The sequence below is a fragment of the Streptomyces sp. DF42 genome (genome assembly GCF_058267695.1).
Genome location: NZ_CM177859.1, coordinates 3,061,657 through 3,086,359 on the forward strand (window position 1 = coordinate 3,061,657; position 24,703 = coordinate 3,086,359).

22 protein-coding genes and 1 pseudogene are annotated in these 24,703 nt (G+C 70.5%); 12 read left to right on the forward strand and 11 right to left on the reverse strand.

Annotation, left to right across the window (positions count from 1 at the left end):
• Window positions 1-95: 95 nt before the first annotated feature.
• The 3 genes from ACYUED_RS13950 (at window position 96) to ACYUED_RS13960 (ending at window position 5,748) form a co-directional block, all read left to right on the forward strand.
• Window positions 96-1,535: an MGH1-like glycoside hydrolase domain-containing protein gene (locus ACYUED_RS13950; protein ID WP_491292604.1), complete on the forward strand. Its 1,440-nt coding sequence runs from the start codon at window positions 96-98 to the stop codon at window positions 1,533-1,535.
• Window positions 1,532-3,469 carry an amylo-alpha-1,6-glucosidase gene (locus ACYUED_RS13955; RefSeq protein ID WP_491292605.1) on the forward strand — a complete coding sequence of 646 codons (1,938 nt, stop codon included), beginning with the start codon at window positions 1,532-1,534 and terminating at the stop codon, window positions 3,467-3,469. The genes ACYUED_RS13950 and ACYUED_RS13955 overlap by 4 nt, the downstream gene beginning before the upstream one ends.
• Before the next feature lie 458 nt (window positions 3,470-3,927).
• Entirely contained in the window at window positions 3,928-5,748 is a 1,821-nt protein-coding gene (locus ACYUED_RS13960; RefSeq protein ID WP_491292606.1) for an LTA synthase family protein, read from the forward strand.
• 587 nt (window positions 5,749-6,335) lie between these two features.
• Here ACYUED_RS13960 and dusB read toward each other — a convergent pair.
• The gene (gene dusB / locus ACYUED_RS13965; protein ID WP_491292608.1) at window positions 6,336-7,466 is read right to left on the reverse strand and encodes a tRNA dihydrouridine synthase DusB; all 1,131 of its coding nucleotides are present in this window, start codon (window positions 7,464-7,466) and stop codon (window positions 6,336-6,338) included.
• Window positions 7,467-7,609: 143 nt separating this feature from the next.
• On the opposite strand from dusB, the gene ACYUED_RS13970 reads away from it, so the two are divergent.
• Window positions 7,610-9,055 (forward strand): MFS transporter, encoded by a 1,446-nt coding sequence (locus ACYUED_RS13970; protein WP_491292609.1) that lies wholly within the window; start codon window positions 7,610-7,612, stop codon window positions 9,053-9,055.
• An 83-nt stretch (window positions 9,056-9,138) separates the two neighbouring features.
• Here the strand turns inward: ACYUED_RS13970 and ACYUED_RS13975 are convergent, their stop codons facing one another.
• Window positions 9,139-10,095 carry a helix-turn-helix transcriptional regulator gene (locus ACYUED_RS13975; RefSeq protein WP_491292610.1) on the reverse strand — a complete coding sequence of 319 codons (957 nt, stop codon included), beginning with the start codon at window positions 10,093-10,095 and terminating at the stop codon, window positions 9,139-9,141.
• Window positions 10,096-10,196: 101 nt separating this feature from the next.
• On the opposite strand from ACYUED_RS13975, the gene ACYUED_RS13980 reads away from it, so the two are divergent.
• The 3 genes from ACYUED_RS13980 to ACYUED_RS13990 all read left to right on the forward strand — a co-directional run bounded on the left by ACYUED_RS13980 (window position 10,197) and on the right by ACYUED_RS13990 (window position 13,155).
• Window positions 10,197-11,624: an MFS transporter gene (locus ACYUED_RS13980; protein WP_491292611.1), complete on the forward strand. Its 1,428-nt coding sequence runs from the start codon at window positions 10,197-10,199 to the stop codon at window positions 11,622-11,624.
• A gap of 97 nt (window positions 11,625-11,721) precedes the next feature.
• Window positions 11,722-11,928, forward strand: a complete 207-nt coding sequence (locus tag ACYUED_RS13985; RefSeq protein WP_266513961.1) for a hypothetical protein — start codon at window positions 11,722-11,724, stop codon at window positions 11,926-11,928.
• An 81-nt stretch (window positions 11,929-12,009) separates the two neighbouring features.
• The gene (locus ACYUED_RS13990; RefSeq protein ID WP_491292612.1) at window positions 12,010-13,155 is read left to right on the forward strand and encodes a serine hydrolase domain-containing protein; all 1,146 of its coding nucleotides are present in this window, start codon (window positions 12,010-12,012) and stop codon (window positions 13,153-13,155) included.
• Window positions 13,156-13,383: 228 nt separating this feature from the next.
• Here ACYUED_RS13990 and ACYUED_RS13995 read toward each other — a convergent pair whose 3' ends face one another.
• Complete coding sequence (locus ACYUED_RS13995) at window positions 13,384-13,974, reverse strand: TetR/AcrR family transcriptional regulator (protein WP_491292613.1); 591 nt, start codon at window positions 13,972-13,974, stop codon at window positions 13,384-13,386.
• A 28-nt stretch (window positions 13,975-14,002) separates the two neighbouring features.
• The gene (locus tag ACYUED_RS14000) at window positions 14,003-15,013 is read right to left on the reverse strand and encodes an aldo/keto reductase (protein ID WP_491292614.1); all 1,011 of its coding nucleotides are present in this window, start codon (window positions 15,011-15,013) and stop codon (window positions 14,003-14,005) included.
• A 183-nt stretch (window positions 15,014-15,196) separates the two neighbouring features.
• Between ACYUED_RS14000 and ACYUED_RS14005 the strand changes: the two genes are divergently transcribed.
• Complete coding sequence (locus tag ACYUED_RS14005; RefSeq protein ID WP_491292615.1) at window positions 15,197-16,243, forward strand: chitinase; 1,047 nt, start codon at window positions 15,197-15,199, stop codon at window positions 16,241-16,243.
• Between the two features lie 3 nt (window positions 16,244-16,246).
• Here ACYUED_RS14005 and ACYUED_RS14010 read toward each other — a convergent pair whose 3' ends face one another.
• The gene (locus ACYUED_RS14010; RefSeq protein WP_491292616.1) at window positions 16,247-16,858 is read right to left on the reverse strand and encodes a LysE family translocator; all 612 of its coding nucleotides are present in this window, start codon (window positions 16,856-16,858) and stop codon (window positions 16,247-16,249) included.
• A gap of 179 nt (window positions 16,859-17,037) precedes the next feature.
• Window positions 17,038-18,420 (reverse strand): glycine--tRNA ligase, encoded by a 1,383-nt coding sequence (locus tag ACYUED_RS14015; RefSeq protein ID WP_491292617.1) that lies wholly within the window; start codon window positions 18,418-18,420, stop codon window positions 17,038-17,040.
• 184 nt (window positions 18,421-18,604) lie between these two features.
• Between ACYUED_RS14015 and ACYUED_RS14020 the strand changes: the two genes are divergently transcribed.
• The 4 genes from ACYUED_RS14020 to ACYUED_RS14035 all read left to right on the forward strand — a co-directional run bounded on the left by ACYUED_RS14020 (window position 18,605) and on the right by ACYUED_RS14035 (window position 21,781).
• Window positions 18,605-19,564, forward strand: a complete 960-nt coding sequence (locus tag ACYUED_RS14020; RefSeq protein WP_491292618.1) for a metal ABC transporter substrate-binding protein — start codon at window positions 18,605-18,607, stop codon at window positions 19,562-19,564.
• A 17-nt stretch (window positions 19,565-19,581) separates the two neighbouring features.
• On the forward strand, window positions 19,582-20,394 hold the full coding sequence (locus ACYUED_RS14025) for a metal ABC transporter ATP-binding protein (RefSeq protein WP_491294251.1): 813 nt from the start codon (window positions 19,582-19,584) through the stop codon (window positions 20,392-20,394).
• The gene (locus ACYUED_RS14030) at window positions 20,394-21,296 is read left to right on the forward strand and encodes a metal ABC transporter permease (RefSeq protein ID WP_491292619.1); all 903 of its coding nucleotides are present in this window, start codon (window positions 20,394-20,396) and stop codon (window positions 21,294-21,296) included. The genes ACYUED_RS14025 and ACYUED_RS14030 overlap by 1 nt, the downstream gene beginning before the upstream one ends.
• 68 nt (window positions 21,297-21,364) lie before the next feature.
• Window positions 21,365-21,781, forward strand: a complete 417-nt coding sequence (locus ACYUED_RS14035) for a Fur family transcriptional regulator (protein ID WP_491292620.1) — start codon at window positions 21,365-21,367, stop codon at window positions 21,779-21,781.
• A gap of 224 nt (window positions 21,782-22,005) precedes the next feature.
• On the opposite strand, the gene ACYUED_RS14040 is transcribed toward ACYUED_RS14035, so the two are convergent.
• The 5 genes and pseudogenes from ACYUED_RS14040 to ACYUED_RS14060 form a co-directional block, all read right to left on the reverse strand.
• Window positions 22,006-22,857 (reverse strand): isoprenyl transferase, encoded by an 852-nt coding sequence (locus tag ACYUED_RS14040; RefSeq protein WP_491292621.1) that lies wholly within the window; start codon window positions 22,855-22,857, stop codon window positions 22,006-22,008.
• A gap of 15 nt (window positions 22,858-22,872) precedes the next feature.
• Window positions 22,873-23,619: a DNA repair protein RecO gene (gene recO / locus ACYUED_RS14045; RefSeq protein ID WP_266513996.1), complete on the reverse strand. Its 747-nt coding sequence runs from the start codon at window positions 23,617-23,619 to the stop codon at window positions 22,873-22,875.
• A 41-nt stretch (window positions 23,620-23,660) separates the two neighbouring features.
• Window positions 23,661-23,747 (reverse strand): annotated as a pseudogene (locus ACYUED_RS14050) (DNA repair protein RecO); the annotation flags it as partial.
• A 27-nt stretch (window positions 23,748-23,774) separates the two neighbouring features.
• Window positions 23,775-24,314 carry a DUF1266 domain-containing protein gene (locus ACYUED_RS14055; protein WP_491292622.1) on the reverse strand — a complete coding sequence of 180 codons (540 nt, stop codon included), beginning with the start codon at window positions 24,312-24,314 and terminating at the stop codon, window positions 23,775-23,777.
• Window positions 24,315-24,432: 118 nt separating this feature from the next.
• Window positions 24,433-24,648 carry a hypothetical protein gene (locus tag ACYUED_RS14060; RefSeq protein WP_266514001.1) on the reverse strand — a complete coding sequence of 72 codons (216 nt, stop codon included), beginning with the start codon at window positions 24,646-24,648 and terminating at the stop codon, window positions 24,433-24,435.
• Window positions 24,649-24,703: the final 55 nt, after the last annotated feature.

The following is a 24,703-nucleotide window of genomic DNA, read 5'->3' on the forward strand; positions in this document are numbered from 1 at the left end:
CTGCATTACATATTGAGTTTTGCGTGTTAAATAGACGTAACTCTACGGTAGCTACGACCGAACCGGTCGACGGCACGTCTTTCGGGGAGCCCCGAGTGGAACGCACTGCCCAACTCGCCAGCCGTGCCGCACAGCACCCCATTGCATACGATCCACCGCCCGAGCCGGATGCGCTGCACCTCGGAGCCGTGCGCGTACTGGAGGACAACTGGACGGGGGCCTCCACCGTCCCCTCGCGCAGCCTGTATCCGCACCAGTGGTCCTGGGACTCCGCGTTCATCGCGATCGGCCTCAGGCATCTGTCGCCGTTACGGGCGCAGCGGGAGCTGGAGACGCTGCTGGACGCCCAGTGGGAGGACGGGCGGATCCCGCACATCGTCTTCAACCCCTCCGTCCCGCTCGACGCGTACTTCCCGAGCCCCGATTTCTGGCGCTCCTCGACCGCGGGGCGCGCCGCGGGCGCCCCGCGCACCGTACAGACCTCCGGCATCGTGCAGCCACCGGTGCACGCGCTCGCCGCCTGGCTGGTGCACTGCGCCGACCCGGGCCTGTCCCGCGCCCGCGGCTTCCTCACCCGGGTGTATCCCCGCCTGGCCGCCTGGCACCGCTATCTGCTGCACCGCCGCGACCTCGGCGGAGGCGGCCTGGTGTCCGTCGTCCACCCCTGGGAGCAGGGCATGGACAACAGCCCCTGCTGGGACGCCCCGCTGGCCCGCGTCACCCCCGCCCCGGCCCGCTCCTTCCGCCGCGCCGACCTCGACCACGGGGCCGCCGAGGACCGGCCGACGGACCTGGACTACGGGCGGTACGTGCGGCTGGCGACGGACTACCGGGATCGCGACTACGCCGACGGGGCCTTGGAGTTCGCCGTCGAGGACCCGGCGTTCAACGCCCTGCTCATCGCCTCCGAGCACGCCCTGTCCCGGGTGGCGGACGAACTGGGCGCCACGGGCGCGGCCCGCCGCGCGCGGGCCGAGCGGCTGACCAGCGCGATGCTCGACCGGCTGTGGGACCCGGCGCGGGAGATGTTCTTCTGCCGCGACGTCCACAGCGACGAGCTGATCCCGGAGCGAAGCGTCTCGGGCCTGCTCCCCCTCCTGCTGCCCACGCTGCCGCGCGAGACGGCCGCCGCCCTCGTGCGCACGGCCCGCGGACCGCACTTCGGACTCGGCAGCTCGACCCGCCTCCCCCCGTCCTACGACCTCCTCGGCGAGGCCTTCGACCCGCACCGCTACTGGCGCGGCCCGGCCTGGTTCAACACGAGCTGGCTGCTGGAGCGGGGGCTGCGCACCCACGGCGAGCAGGCGATGGCCGACGCGCTGCGGGAGGCCGTACTGGACATCGCCGGCACCTCCGGGTTCGCGGAGTACGTGGACCCGCACACCGGCGAGGCGTGCGGCGCGACCGGGTTCGGCTGGACCGCCGCGCTCGCGCTGGATCTGCTCCACATGCGCCCCGGACACGGCATGTCCCTCATGGGCGACGGCACGTTCGACAGCAGTGACAAGGGAGTCAGGGGAGGGGACCAGGCATGACGGAGCGGCATCATCTGCTCGTGCACGGCGCGACGTTCGCGGCCATGGGCGACGGCGGGGACATCAGCGGCGTCCGGGGATCGGGCTCCCCGGACGGGTTGTTCGTGCGTGACGCCCGGCACCTGAGCCGTTGGCAACTGACGGTCGACGGCGCCGTGCCCGAGGCGCTCACGCCGGTCGCGGACGGGGACACGGCGCGCTGTGTCCTCGTCCCGCGCGGCGGACGCCAGGAGCCGCCCGCGTACACGATCTTCCGCGAACAGGCCGTCGGGGACAGCGCGTTCGTCGAGTCTCTGCGGGTGACCAGCAACCGCCCGGTGCCGACGACGGTCCGCCTCGCGGTCACCGCGGACGCCGACTTCACCGACCAGTTCGAGCTGCGCTCCGACCACCGCACCTACACCAAGATCGGTGCCGTCCGCTCCCGCCAGGCCCTCGACGACGGCATGGAGTTCGGCTACCAGCGCGGCGACTGGCGTTCCCGTACGACGGTACGGACCGCCCCCGCCCCGGACGCCGTCGAGGAGACGGGCACGGGCGCCCGCCGCCTCGTATGGACCCTGGACCTCCAGCCGCACGGCACGGTGGAACTGACGCTTCGGGTGGCGGCCCACCCCCACGGAGCCACCGGCGCCCCACAGGTCCCGACGTCCCCGACCGCCGCGAACAGTCAACTCCGCGCTCTGGAAAGCGAGTTCGTTCAGGGCGTGTCCTTCCCGACCGGCTGGCCCGAGCTGGCGGCGGCCTGCGCACGCGGCCTCACCGACCTGGCCGCACTCCAGGTCCCGGCGACGGGCCCGGACGGCGAGGACCTGCGCGTGCCGGCCGCGGGCGCCCCCTGGTTCCTGACCCTGCTGGGCCGGGACGCCCTGCTCACCTCGCTCTTCGCCCTCCCCTACCGCCCCCAGCTCGCCGCGGCCACGCTCCCGGCCCTCGCCGCCGCCCAGGCGACCGAGACCGGAGCGGACTCGGTGTCCCAGCCCGGCAAGATCGTGCACGAGGTGCGGCACGGGGAGCTGGCGCACTTCGGCCAGGTGCCGTACGGCCGCTACTACGGCTCCGTGGACGCGACCCCCCTCTTCCTCGTCCTCCTGGGCGCCTACGTCGAGCAGACCGGGGACGCGGCTCTCGCGCGCCGGCTGGAGCCCCACGCCCGAGCGGCGATCGGCTGGATGCTCGACCACGGCGGGCTCACCTCCCGCGGCTACCTCGTCTACCGCGCCGACCAGGGCGGCCTCGCCAACCAGAACTGGAAGGACTCCCCCGGCGCGATCTGCTCCGCCGACGGGACACGGGCGAGCGGGGCGGTGATGGCGGCGGGCGCCCAGGGATACGCGTACGACGCGCTGCGCCGCACGGCGTGGATCGCCCGCACGGTATGGGAGGACGGAACATACGCGGCGTTACTCGAACAGGCCGCCAGTGATCTCCGTGACCGCTTCCAGCGGGACTTCTGGATGCGGGAGCGTTCCTTCCCGGCACTCGCCCTCGACGGCGACGGCAACCAGGTCGACGCCCTGGCCTCGGACGCGGGGCATCTGCTCTGGTCGGGACTGCTGGACAAGGAGTACGGGGAGGCCGTGGGCCGGCGGCTGGTGGAGCCCGACTTCTTCTCGGGCTGGGGCGTGCGGACGCTGGCCGCGGGCCAGGCCGCCTACCACCCTCTCTCGTACCACCGCGGTTCGGTGTGGCCGCACGACAACGCACTGATCGCCCTCGGGCTGGCACGCTACGGGCTGCATGACGAGGCCCGGCTCGTCGCCCATGCCCTGGTGGACGCGGCGACGACCTCCGGTCACCGGCTGCCGGAGGTTCTCGCGGGGTACGGCCGGGACACGCACGCGGAGCCGGTTCCGTATCCGCATGCGTGCGTGCGGGAATCTCGTTCGGCGGCGGCGCCCCTCGCTCTGCTGACGGCGGTCGGGGGCGCGTAGGAACTCGGGGTGCGGAGGCTGTGTCGCGGCTGCGGGTTCATCGTGGCTGGTCGCGCAGTTCCCCGCGCCCCTGAAAGGGCGTGGGCGGCCGCGGGTTCGTCGTGGCTCGTCGCGCAGTTCCCCGCGCCCCTCAAAGACCGGGAGACGGCCGCGCCCCTCAAAGACCGGGAGACGGCCGCGCCCCTCAAAGACCGGGAGACGGCCGCGCCCCTCAAAGACCGGGGGCGGCCGCGCCCCTCAAAGACCGGGGGCGGCCGCGGGTTCATCGTGGCTGGTCGCGCAGTTCCCCGCGCTCCCAAGAAGCCCTTGGCGGCAACGTTGACCGGGCGTTTGCCCGGTGTTTGCCCTGGGATGTGAACAGGGGGCCGAGGTCGGCCGTACGGACAGGTGGCGGGTCCCAGCCTCCCCGGCGTGGCCCGCCGCTCCGCATCAGGGCCTCGCATGGAAGGACCTTCGGGTTGCCTCAGGACACGAGCACGCGCCAGACAACGGAAACGGCAGGGGCGCCCGGGGACGAGACCGCGGAGCGAGAAACCAGCAGGGAGCCGGCCGCCCCGAGCCTCCTCTCCCGCATACGCTCCCTTCCGCGCCCCCACCCCCGGCGGGCCTGGCGGCGCTGGAAGGCCGCGTACCCCGTGCCCGCGCGGGCCATCGGCATCGTCGTGACGATCGGCGCGCTCGCGCTCATCGTCGCGGCGCTCGTGATGCCGAACCGCCTTGAGACCTTCCGCCCGGCCGAGTTCATACGGCTGCCGGTGGAGGCGCTGCTCGGGGCGGCCGTACTGACCGCTCTGCCGCGCAGGCCGAGGCTGATCGTGGCGGTGCTGTTCGGGCTGCTGCTCGGCGTGCTGACCGTGCTGAACCTGATGGACATCGGCTTCTACGCATACCTCGGCCGCGGCTTCAACATCGTCCTGGACTGGCCGCTGCTGACCGACGCGCAGTCCTACCTCGGCGACACGCTGGGCAAGGGGACGGCCCAGCTGGCGGCCGTCGGCGTCGTCCTGCTCGTCGCGCTCATCCTCGCGGTGATGGTCCTCGCGGCGGTACGCGTCGGCAACCTGGTGGGCCGGCACCCGGGCCACTCGACCCGCGTCCTCCTCGTGCTGTGCGCGTTCTGGATGACCTGCGCGAGCGTGAACCTGCAGAACGCCGGAGTGCCGCTGTCCGCCGAGCACACCGTCACGATGCTCAAGTACCGCGCGGAGCGGGTCCGGGACGCCATCCGGGACGAGGCGGCATTCGGGAAGATCGCGCGGGCGGACACGTTCGGCGGCACACCGCCCAGCCAGTTGCTGCCGGATCTGCGCGGCAAGGACATGGTCTTCACCTTCATCGAGAGCTACGGCCGCAGCGCGATCGAGGACCCGGTCGAGGCGCCCGGAGTGGACGCCACACTCGACGCACGCACCAAGGCCCTCGCGAAGGCGGGCTTCCACGCCAAGAGCGGCTGGCTGACGTCGGCGACGTACGGGGGCAGCAGCTGGCTCGGCCACTCCACGACCATGTCGGGCCTGTGGATCAACAACCAGAGCCGCTACCGGACCGTCACCGCGGGCAACGGCGAACACCTCACCCTCACCAAGGCGTTCCAGAAGACCGGTGCCTTCGACACGGTCGGCATCATGCCGGGCGTGCAGAAGGGCTGGCCGGAGTCGAAGTGGTACGGCCTCGACAAGGTCTACGACGCCTTCCAGCTGGGCTACAAGGGGCCGAAGTTCAGCTGGTCGACGATGCCGGACCAGTACGCGCTCCAGCAGTTCCAGCAGCGGGTGCACAGCAAGAAGCCCGCCGACGGCAAGTCACGGATGTCGTTCCTCATCCTGACCTCCAGCCACCAGCCGTGGGCGCCCATCCCGAAGATGGTCCCGTGGGACCAGATCGGCAACGGCTCGGTCTTCAACGCCATCCAGAAGGCCGGCAAGAAGCCCTCGGACATTCTCACCAGCTCGCCCAAGTCCCAGGCGGAGTACGGCAAGTCGGTCCAGTACTCGGTCACCGCCCTCACCCAGTGGCTGGAGCGCTACGGCAACGACAACACCGTCCTCGTCTTCCTCGGCGACCACCAGCCCATCGCCCGAGTCAGCGGCAACCACGCCAGCCGGGACGTCCCGATCTCGATCGTGGCCAAGGACCCGAAGGTCCTGGACAAGATCAGCTCCTGGAACTGGACAGACGGTCTGCGCCCCGCCCACAACGCCCCGGTCTGGAAGATGAGCAACTTCCGCGACGCCTTCCTGACGGCATACGGCTCGACCCCCCACCCCAACAAGGGCTGAGGGGAGCCCGCAACGGCGCGAAGGGCACCGGGCAGCAGGCACCGCAGCCGCAAACGGCGCGAAGGAGACCGGGCAGAGCGCGCCGTAGCCGCAAACGGCGGGAAGGGGACGGGGCGGGGGGTGCCCGCCCGCAGCGTCCGGCGTCCATCACCAGTACATCCCCACCAACAACACCGCCGGACCGAGGACGGACACCCCCCGCCCCGGCCCCGACCCCCCACCGAACCCGACGCGCTACACGCACCCCCACCGAAGCCGCACAGGCGTTGTAGCCGCAAACGGCGGGAAGGAGACCGGGCGGCAGCCCCGTAGCCGCAAACGGCGCGAAGGGCACCGGGCAGCAGGCACCGCAGCCGCAAACGGCGGGAAGGAGACGGGGCAGGGCGCGCCGTAGCCGCAAACGGCGGGAAGGGGACGGGGCGGGGGGTGCCCGCCCGCAGCGTCCGGCGTCCATCACCAGTACATCCCCACCAACAACACCGCCGGACCGAGGACGGACACCCCCCGCCCCGGCCCCGACCCCCCACCGAACCCGACGCGCTACACGCACCCCCACCGAAGCCGCACAGGCGCCGCAGGCATCCGACTCATCCGCCGGACGTATCCAGCTCGGCGTCCTCCCCGACCCCCGCACAGTCATACGGGTCCTTCAGCCACCCGTCCGGCAGCACAACCCTGTTGTTTCCGGACGTACGCCCACGAGGCCCATCGGCCCCGTCGGGCCAGGCCTGGTCAAGGTCCAACTCGTCCAGCCCGCCGCGGAGTTCCTCCAGAGAAGACGTAACGGCAAGCCGCTTACGCATCTCGCTCCCGACGGCGAACCCCTTCAGATACCAGGCCACGTGCTTACGAAAATCGACAACACCCTTGGCCTCGTCACCGATCCACTCACCGAGCAGCGTGGCATGCCGAACCATCACCCCGGCCACCTCACGCAACGACGGCCGCGCACTGCCTCCCCGGCCCTCGAACGCCGCCACCAGATCCGCGAACAGCCACGGCCGCCCCAGACACCCCCGCCCCACGACAACCCCGTCGCACCCGGTCTCCCGCACCATCCGCAGCGCGTCCTGAGCCGACCAGATGTCCCCGTTCCCGAGCACCGGAATCTCCGGGACGTGCTCCTTCAGCCGGGCGATGGCGTCCCAGTCGGCCGTGCCGCCGTAGTGCTGGGCGGCGGTCCGCCCGTGCAGGGCAACAGCGGTGACGCCTTCCTCGACGGCGATACGGCCCGCGTCGAGATACGTGATGTGGTCGTCGTCGATGCCCTTGCGCATCTTCATGGTGACCGGAAGATCCCCGGCCCCGGACACGGCCTCGCGCAGGATGGCCCGCAACAGATGCCTCTTGTACGGCAGCGCGGATCCCCCACCCTTGCGCGTCACCTTGGGCACGGGGCACCCGAAGTTCAGGTCGATGTGGTCGGCGAGACCCTCCTCCGCGATCATGCGGACGGCCTTGCCGACGGTCGCCGGGTCGACGCCGTACAACTGGATCGAGCGCGGGGTCTCCGTCGCGTCGAAGTGGATCAGCTGCATGGTCTTCTCGTTGCGCTCGACCAACGCCCGGGTCGTGATCATCTCGCTGACGAACAGCCCCTTGCCCCCGCTGAACTCCCTGCACAGCGTACGGAAGGGCGCATTGGTGATCCCGGCCATGGGCGCGAGCACGACAGGCGGCGTGACGGCGTGCGGACCGATGGACAGGGGGTGGGACATCAGCAGGCTCCGGGCGGAAGTACGGCAGCGGTCATGGGCAAGCACCCATTGTCGCGCACTCCCGAAACCGCCCCTTCGGGCCGCCCGAGATCCGCCAGGTAATTAGTTAGACGCACTATCGAAGTCGGTGTACGCTGAAACGCATGCCCGAGCTCAGCCCCCGCCGACGTCAGCTCGTCCTCGCGATCTGCTGCATGAGCCTGCTGATCGTGAGCCTCGACGTCACCGCCCTGAACGTCGCCCTGCCGTCGATGCAGCACGCCCTGGACGCCAGTACGTCGGGTCTCCAGTGGACGATCGACGCCTACACGCTCGTCCTGGCCTCGCTGCTCATGCTCGCGGGTTCCACCGCCGACCGGATCGGCCGCAAGAAGGTCTTCATCGCGGGCCTGACCATTTTCGGCCTGGGCTCACTGCTCTGCTCCCTGGCACCCAGCCTCGACGCGCTGATCGCCTTCCGCATGCTCCAGGCGGTCGGCGGCTCGATGCTCAACCCGGTCGCCATGTCGATCATCACCAACACCTTCACGGACGCGCGAGAGCGTGCACGTGCGATCGGCGTGTGGGGCGCGGTGGTCGGCATATCGATGGCCGCCGGTCCGCTGGTCGGCGGGCTGCTGGTGGAGTCGGTCGGCTGGCGGTCGATCTTCTGGGTCAACCTGCCGGTGGGCCTGACCGCGCTGCTCCTCACCCTGCGCTTCGTCCCCGAGTCCCGGGCGCCCAAGGCCCGCCGCCCCGACCCGGTCGGACAGTCCCTGGTCATCGCCCTGTTCGGCTCCCTGACGTACGCGATCATCGAGGCACCGAGTTCAGGGGCCGGCTCGATCGCGCCGTTCGCCGTGATCGCCGTGGCCGCGCTGATCGGGCTCCTCTGGTACGAGCCCCGGCGCGACGAACCCCTCATCGATCTGCGGTTCTTCCGTTCCGTGCCGTTCAGCGGTGCGACCGTGATCGCGATCAGCGCGTTCGCGGCCCTGGGCGGATTCCTGTTCCTGTCGACGCTGTATCTGCAGAACGTACGGGGCCTGAGCGCGCTGCACGCCGGGCTGTGGATGCTGCCGATGGCGGTGCCGATGTTCCTGTGCGCCCCACTGTCCGGGCGGCTGGTCGGCACCCGCGGGCCTCGGCTGCCGCTGCTGATCGCGGGGTTCGCGATGACCGCGAGCGCGGTGCTGTTCGCGGCGTTCGACGCGGAGACGTCCAACACCACGCTGTTGCTGGGGTACATGGTGTTCGGCATCGGGTTCGGGTTCGTGAACGCGCCGATCACGAACACGGCGGTGTCCGGGATGCCGCGCGCGCAGGCCGGTGTCGCCGCCGCCGTGGCCTCCACGAGCCGGCAGCTCGGTCAGACGCTGGGCGTCGCCGTGGTGGGTGCGGTGCTGGCGTCCGGCGTGGCGTCGTCGTCGTACAAGGACACGTTCGTGTCGGCTTCGGTGCCCGGGTGGTGGATTCTCGTGGGGTGCGGAGTCGCGGTACTCGCGTTCGGGGCGCTGACGAACGGGCGTTGGGCGAAGGCGACCGCCGAGCGGGCGGCCAAGCAGCTGGAGTCTGCCGAGGTGCGCGAAGCCGCCGGAGTCCGTGCGTAGTCAAGGCTGCTCGGGCCCCGCGACGGAGCCGCACAACGACACAGCCCCTGCCCCCTCGCCCCTTGGACCCAAGGCGTCGGCGCTCACGCCGGTCGGGAGGCGCGAGAGTCGCGAGAGGCACCCTTCTCCAACGCGATCTGCTGCAGCCTCTCCAGCCGCTCCCTCGACTCCTCGTCCGCCGGTGCGTACGTCACGATGCGTGGGCCCGGTTCCGGACCCAGCCACAGGTCCGTATGGTCCACGGTGACGCGGCCGACGTAGCGATTGTCGAACTGCTTGCGCTTGGTGCGGTGGGCCAACACCTCGTGGCGGTCCCAGTTCTCGCAGAACTCCGCTGACTCGGCGCGCAGCCGCTTCAGGAGCATCTTCCAGGCGGGCTCGGCGAGATGGCCCGCCATCGTGGCGCGGAAGCGGGCGGCCATCATGCGCTGGGCGTCCCGCAGATGCACGATCGAGGAGCACCAGTCGTCGTGCGTGTAGGAGAGGATCATGCAGTTGCGGTCCTCGGGCGGCACCGCGTCCAGGTCGCACAGCAGCATGCCGTACGTGCGGTTGTAGGCGAGGATGTCGTAGCGGCTGTTCTGCACGCAGGCCGGGACCGGCTCCAGGTGCTCCAGGACGGCGCGCACGGCGGGCGTGATCGACGGGCAGCCGGTGGCCGGCGTCGGGTCCACCTGGCCCGCCAGCTGGAAGAGGTGGGCGCGCTCGCTGGGGTCCAGGAAGAGCGTGCGGGCCAGCGCGTCCAGGACCTGCACGGAGACCTGGATGTCCCGGGCCTGTTCGAGCCACGTGTACCAGGTGACGCCGACGGCGGCCAGGTGGGCGACCTCCTCGCGGCGCAGGCCGGGTGTGCGGCGTCGGCGGCCGCGGGGCAGGCCGACCTGCTCGGGCGTGATGTGCTCACGCCGGTGCCGCAGGAACCCGGCGAGTTCGTGCCGTCGCACCGAACCGGCGGCGTCCCTGGGCACCGAAACCGCGGCGTCCCTGGCCACCGGGGGGCCCTGGGTGCCTACCGCATGATCCTGTGCCATCGTCGTCATGCCTCCAGCGTGCCGCCCCACAGAACCTGTTTCCAGGTAGTGCTTCTACCAGGATAAGGAGACTCTGGTACCCCTCTGGGAGTGACCGCAGGCTCGAAGGCGTGACCGAAACCATCGCTCCACGCACCGTCCGCTCGCCGGCCGCGACACCCTCGCTCGGCGGCCTCGGGCTCTTCACCGTGCTGCTGGCAGCGGCACTTCCCCTGATCGACTTCTTCATCGTCAACGTCGCCCTGCCGTCCATCGGCAAGGACCTGCACGCGAGCGAGTCCGTGCTGGAACTCGTCGTCGCCGGGTACGGGCTCGCGTACGCCGTGCTGCTCGTCCTCGGCGGTCGGCTGGGCGATCTGTTCGGCAGGCGCCGGTTCTTCCTGGGCGGCATGGCGGCCTTCGGACTGACCTCGCTGGCCTGCGGGCTCGCGCCCAGCGCCTGGACACTGGTCGCGGCGCGGGTCGCGCAGGGCGCCGCGTCGGCCGCGATGCTGCCGCAGGTCCTCGCCACCATCCAGTCGGCCACCGCGGGGCAGCGGCGGGCGAAGGCCATGAGTCTGTACGGCGCCACGGCCGGGCTGTCCATGGTCGCCGGGCAGATCCTCGGCGGGGTGCTCGTGGCCGCGGACGTCGCGGGCACGGGTTGGCGCTCGGTCTTCCTGGTGAACGTCCCCGTGGTCGTCGTGGGCCTGGTCCTGGCGGTCCGTGGCGTGCCCGAGACCCGTTCCCGGCATCCGGAGCCGGTGGACGGGCCCGGCACCGTCCTGCTCACGGCGTCCCTCCTCGCCCTGCTGGCCCCGCTCACCGAGGGCCGCTCGGCGGGCTGGCCGCTGTGGACGTGGCTGTCGCTGGTGGCGTTCCCGTTCGTGGCGGCGGCGTTCTACCTGGTGGAGCGGCGGGCGGACCGGCAGGGCCGTACGCCGCTGGTGCCGCCGAGCCTGTTCGCGCTGACCTCCCTCAGGCGCGGGCTGGTGATGATCCTCCCCTTCTCCGTCGGCTTCAGCGGGTTCATGTTCGTGATCGCGGTGGCGCTGCAGCGGGGCGCGGGGCTCGGGCCGGTACCGGCGGGGCTGGCGCTCGCGCCGATGGCCGTCGTCTTCTTCTTCGTCTCGCTGGCCGGCCCGCGGCTGGTCGCCCGGTACGGCACCCGGGTGGTGACCGCCGGCGCGCTGGTCCAGGGGCTCGGCGTCGGACTGATGGCCCTGGCGGCATGGCGGTCCTGGCCCGGCCTCGGCCTCGTCGAACTGCTCCCCGGCGCGGCCCTCGCCGGAGCGGGGCAGGCGCTCCAACTCCCCATCGTCTTCCGGGTCGTTCTCTCCGAGGTGCCGGCCGCCCGTGCCGGTGTCGGCAGCGGGGTGATGATGACCACCCAGCAGTCGGCGCTCGCGCTCGGCGTGGCCGCCCTGGGCACCCTCTTCCTGTCCCTCGTCCCGCATGCCGGAATGCGGGACGCCCTGGTCACGACCCTTCTGGTGCAGCTGGGTTGTGTGCTCCTGACCGGGCTGCTGAGCCTGCGGCTGCCCCGCACCATCGGCTGAGGTGTGTGGGATCGGACACGGCTTGGTCAACTCGCGGTGGAGGGCACCCTGTTGATGTTGGTCTTGCTGCACACTCCTTAGCCGGAGGCGAGGCAGCATGCTGGAGATCAACACGAGCAAGGTGAGCCGCTGGGACCAGCACGGACGCGAGCACGTCGTCCGGGTGCAGCGGGCGGGAGTGCAGCGCACGATCAGGTGTGACACGTGCGGCTGGCGCAAGGGCGCCCAGTTCCTGCCCTGGCTGAAGGCGGAGGAGCATCTGGCCGAGGCGCACCAGGCGACCGTGGATCCGTCGGAGGCTTGAATTTCCCCTGCTGTCGGAGATGACTTCTCGCCGCCGTGGGAGTCGTACTGAGGACTACCACCCGGACCGGAAGGCCGACCGATGAGTGATCTGCGCGACATCCTGCAGCAGCATGTCGACCGGGGGACCGCCCCCGGAGCCGTCGCCCTGGTCGCCCGCGGCGACGACGTCGAGGTGGTGACCGTGGGCTCGGTGGACACCGACGGCTCCGCCCCGATGGCCCGGGACTCGATCTTCCGTATCGCCTCGATCACCAAGCCGATCACGGCGGCGGCGGTGCTGATGCTGGTGGAGGACGGGCTGCTCGGGCTGGACTCACCGGTGGAGGAGTGGCTGCCGGAGCTGGCGAAGCCGTCGGTGGTGCGCACCCCGTCCAGCCCCGTCGAGGACGTGGTCCCCGCCGTCCGTCCGATCACGGTCGAGGACGTGCTCAGCTCGCGCACCGGCTGGGGCTTCCCCGCCGACTTCACGCTCCCCGCGGTGCAGTCGCTGTTCCCGGTGCAGCGGGACGGCCGCTTCCTGCAGGACTGGCCGGACGCGGCCACCTGGCTGAGCCTGCTCGCGCAGGTGCCGATGCTGTACCAGCCGGGCGAGGCCTGGCTCTACGGCACCTCGTCCGACCTGCAGGGCATCCTGGTCGCCCGGGCGTCGGGCCGTTCGCTGCCGGACTTCCTCGCGGAGCGGATCTTCGAACCGCTCAGCATGAAGGACACCGCGTTCCAGGTCCCGGCGTCGAAGCGAGACCGCTTCACCTCGGCCTACAACACGGCCTCCGACGGCACCCTGGAACGGGCGGACGCCCCGGACGGCGAGTTCAGCCGTGTCCCGCGCTTCCACTCGGGCGGCGGGGGCCTGGCCTCCACGGCCGACGACTGGCTCGCCTTCGCGCGCATGCTGCTGAACGCCGGCGAGGGCGGCGGCCACCGCCTCCTCACTCCCACCTCGGTCAGCCGCATGACCACCAACCACCTCACCGCCGAGCAGCGCGACCGGGTCCCCCTCTTTCTTGAGGGCCAGGGCTGGGGCTACGGCGGCCAGGTCGACGTCACCCCGTCCGACCCGTGGAACGTACCCGGGCGCTACGGCTGGGTCGGCGGCACGGGCACGACGGCCCACATCGTCCCGCCGACGGGAACGGTCTCGATCCTGCTCACCCAGGCAGCCATGCAGAACCCGACGCCCACACAGCTGATGCGTGACTTCTGGAGGCACGTCGCCGGAAGCTGACGCCCCGGCAGGCAACGTTCGCGCCGTCGCGACGCCCGGCACGCTCCCCCACTGCCTCAACGGGGTGGGAGGTGCCCCCACTCGCCGCACCGGGCACTGGCCCAAGTACGTCCAGTACGAGGCACCGCACCCGGCGCTCCCCCAGCCTCCGGCCGGGGACCCCAGGGCACGCACCGGACGCCGCTCGTCGACGGGCGAACGTCGCCTGCCGAGGCACCAGTGCACCGGCTAGGCGCGCAGGCCCCGCGCCAGCAGGTCCAACACGGCCTCGAGCTCGCCCTCCGCGCCCTGTTGTTCCCATTCCTTGGAGTAACCCGGGTCGTGGAAGCAGGCGGTGGCCTGGAAGAGGGCGCGGGCGGTGGTCTCCGGGTCGTCGGCGGTGAAGGTGCCCGCCTCGACGCCGGCCCGCACGATCTGGGCCAGCTGGCCGGTGAGTTCGGCGATGTGGGAACCGACCACCTCGCCGGTCTCGCCGGCGAGCACCGTGTAGGTGGCGAACAGTTCCGGGTCGCCGCCCGCCTTGCGGCGCTTGGAGGCGAACAGTTCCGTGAACCACTCGCGCAGCCTGGCCTCCGGGTCCCACCGGCCGTCCGCGGCGATACCGGCCAGCACCTCGGTCGTGCGGTCCAGCCACCGCTTCGTCACGGCCTCCCGCAGCGCCGCCTTGGTCCGGAAGTGGCGGTAGACGCTGCCATGGCTGACGCCGAGCGCGCGGGCCACGTCGACCACGGTGGCCTTGGCCGGTCCGTGGCGGCGCAGGACCTCCTCGGTCGCTTCGAGGATGCGCTCGGCGGTCAGGGTCTGGGAGGTCGGTGCCATGGCCTAGACCGTACCCGGCACGGCGTGCTCAGTGTTCGGTGCCGAGGCTCGCCATCTGCGCCGCCGGGTACCGGGTGCCCGCTACCGCGTCCGCGGGCGCCGCCTCCTCGATCGCCGTCAGGTCGGACTCGTCCAGGGTCACCTCCAGGGCGCCCAGCGCCTCGCCGAGCCGCTCACGGGTACGGGCGCCGACGAGCGGCACGATGTCCTCGCCCCGGGCGAGCACCCAGGCGAAGGCGATCTGCGCGACGGACACGCCCTTCTCTTCGGCGATCTTCCGCAGCGCGTCGACCAGATCCAGGTTGCGCTGGAGGTTCTCGCCCTGGAAACGGGGCGAGACGGAACGCCAGTCGTTCGGGCCGAACTGCTTGTCGCGGGTGATGTGGTCGGAGATGAGGCCGCGGGAGAGGACGCCGTACGCCGTGATGGCGATGCCCAGTTCGCGGGTGGTCGGCAGGATCTCCCGCTCGATGTCGCGGGTGATGATCGCGTACTCGATCTGGAGGTCGACGATGGGCGCGGTGGCGGCGGCGCGGCGGATGTTGGCGGCGTTGGCCTCGCTCAGGCCGATGTGGCGCACGTATCCCTTCTCGACCAGTTCCGTGATGGCGCCGACGGTCTCCTCGATCGGCACGTCCGGGTCGACCCGGGCGATGCGGTAGACGTCGATGTGGTCGACGCCGAGGCGCTGCAGGGAGTAGGCGGCGAAGTTCTTGACGGCGGCCGGGCGCCCGTCCTGGCCGGACCAGCCGCCCTCCGGGTCGCGCAGGCCGCCGAACTTCACACTGAGCTGCGCCCGTTCGCGCAGTCCCGCGGGGGCCGTGCGCAACGCCTCGCCGATCAGCATCTCGTTGTGGCCCATGCCGTAGAAGTCGCCGGTGTCGAGGAGGGTCACACCCGCGTCGAGGGCGGCGTGCAGGGTCGCGATCGACTCCGCCCGGTCCACGTCGCCGTACACCGGCGACATGCCCATGCAGCCGAGGCCGAGGGCGGAGACCTGGGGGCCGGTGGTTCCGAGATTTCGTGTCCGCATCGTCATGGGGCCCACCTTCTCATGACGGATGACAGATTTCAATATCTGTCATTCCATACTTGTCATTCCCTCGCGCCGCCCTGCAGCGTGGTCCAGACCTATTGACGAAAGGTCTGGACCGCGAGCACTGTCATGCCTACGACATCGACCGACTCCTCACCTCACCGCACCCCCACCGGGAGGCCCCGTATGCTCCGCCGCACGCTGTGCCTGCTCGCCGCCGCGCTGACGACCGCCTGCCTCACCCAGCTCCCCGCGGCCACCACGGCCTCCGCCGCCGACACCTGTGCCGTGAAGTCGCGGCCCGCAGGCAAGGTCCTCCAGGGCTACTGGGAGAACTGGGACGGCTCCGCGAACGGCGTCCACCCGCCCTTCGGCTGGACCTCGATCACCGACTCCCGTATAGCCGCGCACGGTTACAACGTGATCAATGCCGCCTTCCCCGTGATCCGTTCCGACGGAACGGCCCTCTGGGAGGACGGCATGGACGCGGGCGTGAAGGTGGCGACGCCCGCGGAGATGTGCGCGGCCAAGGCGTCCGGGCGGACGATCCTGCTGTCGATCGGCGGCGCGACGGCCGGCATCGACCTCAACTCGACCGCCGTGGCGGACAGGTTCGTCGCGACGATCGTCCCGATCCTGAAGAAGTACAACTTCGACGGCATCGACATAGACATCGAGACGGGCCTGGTCGGCAGCGGCAGCATCACCCAACCCTCCGCCTCCCAGGCCAACTTGATCCGCATCATCGACGGAGTACTGGCGCGCATGCCGTCGGGCTTCGGCCTCACCATGGCCCCCGAGACCGCCTACGTCACCGGTGGCAGCGTCACCTACGGCTCGATCTGGGGCGCGTACCTGCCGGTCGTCAAGAAGTACGCGGACAACGGCCGCCTGTGGTGGCTGAACATGCAGTACTACAACGGCAGCATGTACGGCTGCTCCGGCGACTCCTACTCGGCCGGCACCGTGGCCGGCTTCACCGCGCAGACCGACTGCCTCAACAAGGGCCTCGTCGTGCAGGGCACGACGATCAGGGTGCCCTACGACAAGCAGGTGCCGGGCCTGCCCGCCCAGTCGGGTGCGGGCGGCGGCTACATGTCACCGTCACTGGTCTCCCAGGCCTGGAAGCACTACGGCACCTCACTCAAGGGCCTGATGACCTGGTCGGTCAACTGGGACGGCTCGAAGAACTGGACGTTCGGCGACAACGTGAAGTCACTGCAAGGGCGTTGAGGGTCACCTCGCGGTGAGGGCGAGCTTCGCGCCCAGCGCCACGAACGACCCCGCGAAGCTCCGCCGCAGCCACGCCATCACCCGCGGCCGTGAGGTGACGTGGCTGCGGACCGAGGCGGCGAGGATGCCGTACCCGGCGAACACCACGAAGGTCGCCAGCATGAACACGCCGCTCAGCTCCAGCATCCTCGGCAGGGCGTGCGGCCGGCCCGGGTCCACGAACTGCGGCAGGAACGCGAAGAAGAAGATCGTCAGCTTCGGGTTGAGGATGTTGACGAGCACGCCCCGCATGATGACCCGCCCCGCCGAACTCGGGGCGCCCTCTCCCTCGACGGCGATCGTCCCCTTGTCCCGCACCGTCGCCCACGCCATGTACAGAAGGTAGGCGACACCGGCGTACTTGAGGATCTGGAAGGCGCTCGCGCTCGCGTTCAGCAGCGCGGCGAGACCGGTGACGGTGGCCAGGACGTGCGGCACGATCCCGAGCGTGCAGGCGAAGGCGGCGACAACGCTCGCCCGGCGCCCCCGGGACAGACCGGCGGCCAGGGTGTAGACGACACCGGTGCCGGGGGTGGCGACGACAACGAGGGTGGTGAGGAGGAAGGCGAGGCTCATGGAGCCAGCCTCGCGACGCCGCGGCCCGCACAACAGGGCCAAAGCGAGGCGCGTATCGAGGTCCAATGACCAACGCCGGACAGGCATTCTCAGCCCGTCCGGCGTTTGAGGACGAGGCCCTCAGGGGCCGAAAGCGGGGGCCTGGGGGCGGCAGCCCCCAGACATGGCCCGCGGAGGACCTAGGCGCCGACGAGACGCCCGGCCAGGTACCCCTCGATCTGGTCCAGCGACACGCGTTCCTGCTTCATCGAGTCCCGCTCCCGCACCGTCACCGCGTTGTCCTCAAGCGTGTCGAAGTCGACCGTGACGCAGTACGGCGTACCGATCTCGTCCTGGCGGCGGTAGCGGCGGCCGATCGCGCCCGCGTCGTCGAACTCGATGTTCCAGTTCTGCCGCAGCGCCTGGGCGAGACCCTTGGCCTTGGGCGACAGCTCGGGGTTCCTGGAAAGCGGCAGGACCGCGACCTTCACCGGCGCCAGGCGGTGGTCCAGGCGCAGCACCGTGCGCTTCTCCAGCTTGCCCTTGGCGTTGGGCGCCTCGTCCTCGACGTACGCGTCCAGCAGGAAGGCGAGCATGGCGCGGCCGACGCCGGCCGCGGGCTCGATGACGTACGGAGTCCAGCGCTCGCCGGCCTCCTGGTCGAAGTAGGACAGGTCCTGGCCGGAGGCCTTGGAGTGGGCGCCGAGGTCGTAGTCGGTGCGGTTGGCGACGCCCTCCAGCTCACCCCACTCGTTGCCGCCGAACTGGAAGCGGTACTCGATGTCGGCGGTGCGCTTGGAGTAGTGGGAGAGCTTCTCCTTCGGGTGGTCGTACCACCGCATGTTCTCCTCGCGCAGGCCCAGGCCGGTGTACCAGTTCCAGCGCTGCTCCATCCAGTACTCCTGCCACTTCTCGTCCTCGCCCGGCTTGACGAAGAACTCCATCTCCATCTGCTCGAACTCGCGGGTGCGGAAGATGAAGTTGCCGGGCGTGATCTCGTTGCGGAAGGACTTGCCCATCTGCGCGATGCCGAACGGCGGCTTGCGGCGCGAAGTGGTCTGCACCTGGGCGAAGTTGGTGAAGATGCCCTGTGCGGTCTCGGGACGCAGATACGCGATCGAGCCGGAGTCCTGGGTGGGGCCCAGGTGCGTGGACAGCAGACCCGAGAACTGCTTGGGCTCGGTGAACTGGCCCTTGTTGCCGCAGTTGGGGCAGTTCACGTCCGCCAGGCCGTTCTCCGGCACGCGGCCGTGCTTGGCCTCGTAGTGCTCCTCCAGGTGGTCCGCGCGGAACCGCTTGTGGCACGAGGTGCACTCGGTCAGCGGGTCGGTGAAGGTGGCGACGTGGCCGGAGGCGACCCAGACCTCGGGGGCCAGGATGACGGACGAGTCGAGACCGACCACGTCCTCGCGCGACGTCACCATGTAGCGCCACCACTGGCGCTTCAGGTTCTCCTTGAGCTCGACACCCAGCGGTCCGTAGTCCCAGGCGGCGCGCTGTCCGCCGTAGATCTCACTGCAGGGGAATACGAAGCCTCGGCGCTTGCTCAGGCTGACGATGGTGTCGATCTTGTCGGCGGCCACGGTGCTCTCTTCATTACGACGACGGGCGACGAAGCGAGACGCTTCAGAGCGAATGCTTCAGGGTACCGGCGGGGGCTCCCCCTCAATCAAATCGGTTCGGCCTACGAGCCTCGTGCGGGCCTTGCGTCCCCTTTGCCGAGAGCTTTGTTGACAACGGTTTCCATATTTGTTGAAAATGACTGTCATGAACGTACGACGACAGCACATATCCGGGGTGGCCATGGCGGCCGTCACCGCCCTCGGCCTCGGCTCGCTCTCCGCCTGCTCCACCGACAGTGCCGCCGCGGCGAACACCGGCAAGTTCGACGTCGTCGCGTCGTTCTACCCGATGGCCTTCCTCGCCGACCGGATCGGCGGGGCCCATGTACACGTCACCAGCCTGACTCAGCCCGGCCAGGAGCCGCACGACCTGGAGATCAGCGCCCAGCAGACCGCGCAGCTCCAGGAGTCGGACGCGGTGCTCTACCTGAAGAACCTGCAGCCCTCCGTCGACGACGCGGTGGCCCAGTCCGAGGTCAGAACGAAGATCGACGCCGCCTCCCTCACCTCGCTGGAGAAGCACGGCAACGAGGTCGGCGGTCACGCGGCCTCCCACGACCACTCCGCGAACGAGGAGCTGGCCGGCCTCGACCCCCACATCTGGCTGGACCCGGTGCGCTATGCCCGGGTCGCCGAGGGCGTCGGCAAGGCCTTCGAGAAGGCGGACCCGAAGAACGCCGCCGACTACGAGAAGAACACCGCGGCCCTGGTGAAGGAACTCGACGCCCTGAACACCCGGTTCAAGGACGGGCTGGCGCACACGAAGTCCAAGGTCTTCATCACCACCCACGCCGCCTTCGGCTACCTCGCCGAGCGCTACGGCCTCACCGAGGAGGCCATCAACGGCCTCGACCCCGAGTCCGAGCCGAGCGCGGCCCGGGTGAAGGGCCTTGAGACCATGGCGAAGGCCGACGGCGTCACCACCGTGTTCTACGAGACGCTCGTCAGCGACAAGACCGCGAAGACCATCGCCGCCGACGCCGGACTGAAGACGGACGTCCTCGACCCGATCGAGGGCATCACCGCCAAGTCCCGCGGCAGGGACTACTTCTCGGTCCAGGAGGCCAACCTCAAGGCACTGCAGACGGCCCTGGGAAGCAAATGACCTTTACGGAGGACGACATGGGCGCCTTGGGCAAGCCCGACGCCGAACGCGATGCCAAGCCCGGCACCGAGGCCGTCATATCGCTGCGCGGCGTACGGGCCGAGCTGGGCTCGCGCCCCGTCCTGCGCGGAATCGACCTCGCCGTGGCACGCGGCGAGGTCGTCGCGCTGCTCGGCGCCAACGGCTCCGGCAAGTCGACCGCGATCCGCACGATCATCGGCCAGGTGCCGGTGAGCGCCGGTGACATCGAGCTGTTCGGCACGCCGCGCAAGCGGTTCAGGGACTGGGCGCGGGTCGGCTACGTCCCGCAGCGCACGACCGCCGCCGGCGGCGTCCCGGCCACCGTCACCGAGATCGTCTCGTCCGGCCGGCTGTCCCGGGCCCGCTTCGGCGTGCTGCGCAAGGCGGATCACGCCGCCGTACGACAGGCCCTGGAGCTGGTCGGCATGGCGGACCGGGCCAAGGACTCGGTGAACGCCCTCTCCGGCGGCCAGCACCAGCGCGTGCTGATCGCCCGCGCGCTCACCGCCGAACCCGAACTGCTGATCATGGACGAGCCGATGGCGGGCGTGGACCTGGCCAGCCAGGAGGTGCTCGCACGGACACTGCGGCAGCAGGTCGCCAGTGGCGTCTCGGTACTCCTCGTCCTCCATGAACTCGGGCCGCTGGAGCCCCTGATCGACCGGGCGGTCGTCCTGCGCGACGGCTGCGTGCTGCACGACGGCCCGCCCACCCCGGCCGTCGGCCAGCATGCGCTGCCCGGCCACGACCACGTACACCCGCACGCACCCGCGGGAGCCGAACCGATCCGCACGGGACTGCTGAGCTGATGGACCTCCTGAACTACGCCTTCATGCAGCGGGCGCTGCTGGCCGCCGTCCTGGTCGGCATCACCGCTCCCGCCATCGGCATCTACCTCGTCCAGCGCCGCCAGGCCCTGATGGGCGACGGCATCGGCCATGTGGCGATGACGGGCGTCGGCCTCGGCTTCCTGCTCTCCGCGTCCCCGGTCTGGATGGCGACGGTCGTCTCCGTCCTCGGCGCGATCCTCATGGAGCTGATCCGCTGGTACGGCCGCACCCGCGGCGACATCGCCCTCGCGATGCTCTTCTACGGCGGTATGGCCGGCGGCGTGATGTTCATCAACCTCGCGCCCGGCGGCTCCAACGCCAATCTGACGTCGTACCTCTTCGGCTCGCTGTCGACCGTCTCGGAGTCGGACGTGACGGCGATCTGCCTGCTCGCGGGCTTCGTGGTGCTGGTCACCCTCGGTCTGCGCCGGCAGCTCTTCGCGGTCAGCCAGGACGAGGAGTTCGCGCGGGTGACCGGCCTGCCGGTACGCGCGCTGAACCTGCTGACGGCGATCACGGCGGCGGTCACCGTGACGGTCGCCATGCGGGTGGTGGGGCTGCTGCTGGTGTCGGCCCTGATGGTGGTCCCGGTCGCCGCGGCCCAGCAGCTCAGCCGCAGCTTCGCCGCCACCTTCGCCATCGCGGTGGCGATCGGCGTGACCGTGACCATCGGCGGCACGGTCACCTCGTACTACCAGGACGTGCCGCCCGGCGCGACGATCGTGCTGCTGACCATCGCGGCGTTCATGGTGCTGACCGCCCTCGCGGCCCCGCTCTCCCGCCGCCGGGCCCGTGCGGCGGCCGTCGAGCAGCCCGCCGGGGAGCCCGCGGAGTGTGCGATTCCGGCCGCCCGGGCAGGCGACGGAAAGGTCGGCGTCTGACTGGGCACAGCCGGGACTGGCACAATGTCCGGGCAGACGCAGACGTGAACGAGCCGTAGGAGGAACCGGTGACGACCGCTGGACCGCCCGTGAAGGGCCGCGCGACCCGGCAGCGGGCAGCCGTGGCGGCGGCCCTGGACGAGGTCGACGAGTTCCGCAGCGCGCAGGAACTCCACGACATGCTCAAGCACAAGGGCGACTCGGTCGGCCTGACCACGGTCTACCGCACCCTCCAGAACCTCGCCGACGCCGGCGAGGTCGACGTTCTGCGCACCTCCGACGGCGAGTCCGTCTACCGCCGCTGCTCCACCGGCGAGCACCACCACCACCTGGTCTGCCGCGTGTGCGGCAAGGCGGTCGAGGTGGAGGGGCCCGCGGTCGAGAAGTGGGCCGAGGCGATCGCCGCCGAGCACGGTTATGTGAACGTGGCGCACACGGTGGAGATCTTCGGCACGTGCGCGGAGTGCGCGGCGGCGTCGCAGTAGGCGCAGCAGGTCACGCCCGGCCGAAGCAGCGCTCCGGCTCGTCGGGGTCGTAGAACTTGCTGCCCTTCGAGACCCGGACGGGTGCGCGAGCTGGTCCGCGGCCTGCGAGGGCATGGCCGCGGCAGGCAGAGTGCACAGCGCGAGGGCGGGGGTGACGCGTTTCCTGGCCGGATCGTCGACGGCCGCCGTGAACCCGCCGTCTCTCCGCGGATGAACCCCCGTGGCTACGAGGTGGCCGAATCCCCTCGCATCGCCCGCTCCATCTCCAGAAGCTCTTCGTTCGGCACGGCTCCGCCGAACCTCCGGTCGCGCGAGGCGAATTCCATGCAGGCCCGCCACAGGTCACGACGGTCGAAGTCCGGCCACAGGACGTCCTGGAAGACCATCTCGGCGTACGCGCTCTGCCAGAGCAGGTAGTTGGAGGTGCGCTGCTCGCCGCTCGGGCGCAGGAACAGGTCCACGTCCGGCATGTCCGGGTAGTACAGGTACTTCGCGAGGGTCTTCTCGTTGACCTTGGACGGGTCGAGCCGGCCCGCCTTCACGTCCTCGGCAAGAGCCTGCGCGGCGTCGGCGATCTCCGCCCGCCCGCCGTAGTTCATGCAGAAGTACAGCGTGAGGAGGTCGTTGCCCTTGGTCTGCTCCTGGGCGACCTGGAGCTCCTTGGCGACGGACTTCCACAGCTTGGGCATACGGCCCACCCAGCGCACCCGGATGCCCAGCTCGTCGAGCTGGTCGCGGGTCTTGCGGATGAAGTCGCGGTTGAAGTTCATCAGGAAGCGGACCTCGTCGGGCGAGCGCTTCCAGTTCTCGGTGGAGAAGGCGTAGAGGGAGATGCTGCCGACGCCCATCTCGATCGCGCCCTGCAGGACGTCGAGCACGCGCTCGGCGCCGACCTTGTGCCCTTCCGTCCGGGGCAGGCCGCGCTCCTTCGCCCATCGGCCGTTCCCGTCCATGACGATCGCCACATGGTTCGGGATCAGCTCGCCCGGCAGCTTCGGCGCGCGGGCGCCGGACGGGTGCGGCTGAGGCGCCTTGTGATCGCGGCGCTGGCGTCCCAGGATCCCGCGTACAACCATGTGCTTCTCGTCTCCTTATTTCTCGACGTAACGCAGGGAGCGCAGCCCGCGTTCCAGATGCCAGTGCAGATAGGCGGACACCAGCCCGCTGCCCTCCCTGACGTACCGCGGCTCGCACGCGTCCGCGGTCTCCCAGTCTCCCGTAAGCAGCGCGCCCAGCAGTTCCAGGGTCTGCGGCGAGGGTACGACGCTTCCGGCCACCCGGCAGTCGACGCAGATGGAGCCACCGGAGGCGACCGAGAAGAACCGGTTCGGGCCGGGCATTCCGCACTTCGCACAGTCGCCGAAGCTGGGGGCGTAGCCGTTGACGGCGAGGGAGCGCAGGAGGAAGGCGTCGAGAACGAGGTGCGACGCGTGCTCGCCGCGGGCGAGGGTGCGCAGGGCACCGACGAGGAGCAGGTACTGCTGCACGGCCGGTTCGCCCTCGTGGTCGGTGAACCGCTCGGCGGTCTCCAGCATCGCGGTGCCCGCGGTGTAACGGCCGTAGTCGGCGACGATCCCGCCGCCGTACGGCGCGATGGTCTCGCTCTGCGTGCACAGCGGCAGCCCGCGCCCGACCAGCTCGCTCCCGCGCGAGAAGAACTGCACGTCGACGTGGGAGAAGGGTTCCAGACGGGCCCCGAACTTGGACTTGGTCCGCCGCACCCCACGGGCCACGGCCCGCACCCGCCCATGACCGCGGGTGAGCAGCGTGATGATCCGGTCGGCTTCGCCGAGTTTCTGGGTGCGCAGCACGATGCCGTCGTCCCGGAAGAGACTCATCGCGCACCCCCGCGGATATACGGCGGGAGGTCCGGGGAGCGTCCCCCGGCAAAGCACAGCATGATCCGGTCCGCCTCGCCCAGCTTCTGGGTGCGCAGCACGATGCCGTCGTCGCGGAACAGACTCATGGGGTCCATTCTCGCGTACGGCCGGAGTCAGCGGGCACGGTCGGGGTGAGTGATGGTGTCCCAGGGGGCCTGGTTCCAGGGACTGGACCGGTTCGCCGGGTCCAGCAGCGCGCTCAGATGCGCGTCGGCGTCGGCCTGCGGGGCGGGGATGTCCGTGACCCGCGTGCCGCTCAGCCCGTCCCGCCACACCTTGCGCCCCAGCAGGTAGTGGTCGGCGTACTCCTGCCACGAGCCGTACGTCCGCACCACCGACGGCACGATGTTCTTGAGCGCGGTCCACGCCTCTGCCTCGGTGACCAGCCCGCACCCGAAGCCGAGCCGGGCGATGTCCACGTAGAGGGCGGCGTCCCAGGCGAGCGGGGAGACGCCGAGGACCTGCTGAGCCCGTGCCCGGTAGCCGCCGCGGGACAGGTCGTCGAGCCGGCGGACCAACCGCTCCCGCGAGGTGATCTCCCACTGGCCGGCCAGCCAGTCGCGGGCGCTGTCGTCATCGATCCGTGTGTAGGGGTACAGAGTGGTCCGCGAGGCGTTCCGGTCCCGGCTCACCGGCGCGCTCAGGGACACCATCCAGAGCTGGTGCGCGGTGAGGGGTTCGGGGTACCGGCTGGCGGCCCTCGGCTTTCTCCAGTCCCCCCAGCCTCTCCGGCTTCTCCAGTTCCTCAGGCCCATGCGCCCGCACTGTACGTCAAGGGACTTCGCCCCGGCTGCGGGCGTTGGCGTACGCCGTCGCCGCGCTGAGCCGCTCGGAGGGGGTGGCGCCCCGCACGACGCCGGGCTCCGCGTCCCACTCCCTGCCGCCGCCGTACGGTCTCAGTTGTACGTACGGTCCTTCGTGCCCCATGACGATTCCCACCTTTCCGGTGCGTGTGTCTACGACGTGAGTGCCGACGGGGGGTTTCATTTCCTCTCCTTAACGACCGTAACGAAAGCGACCCACAATTCCGGAGGCCGGCTTC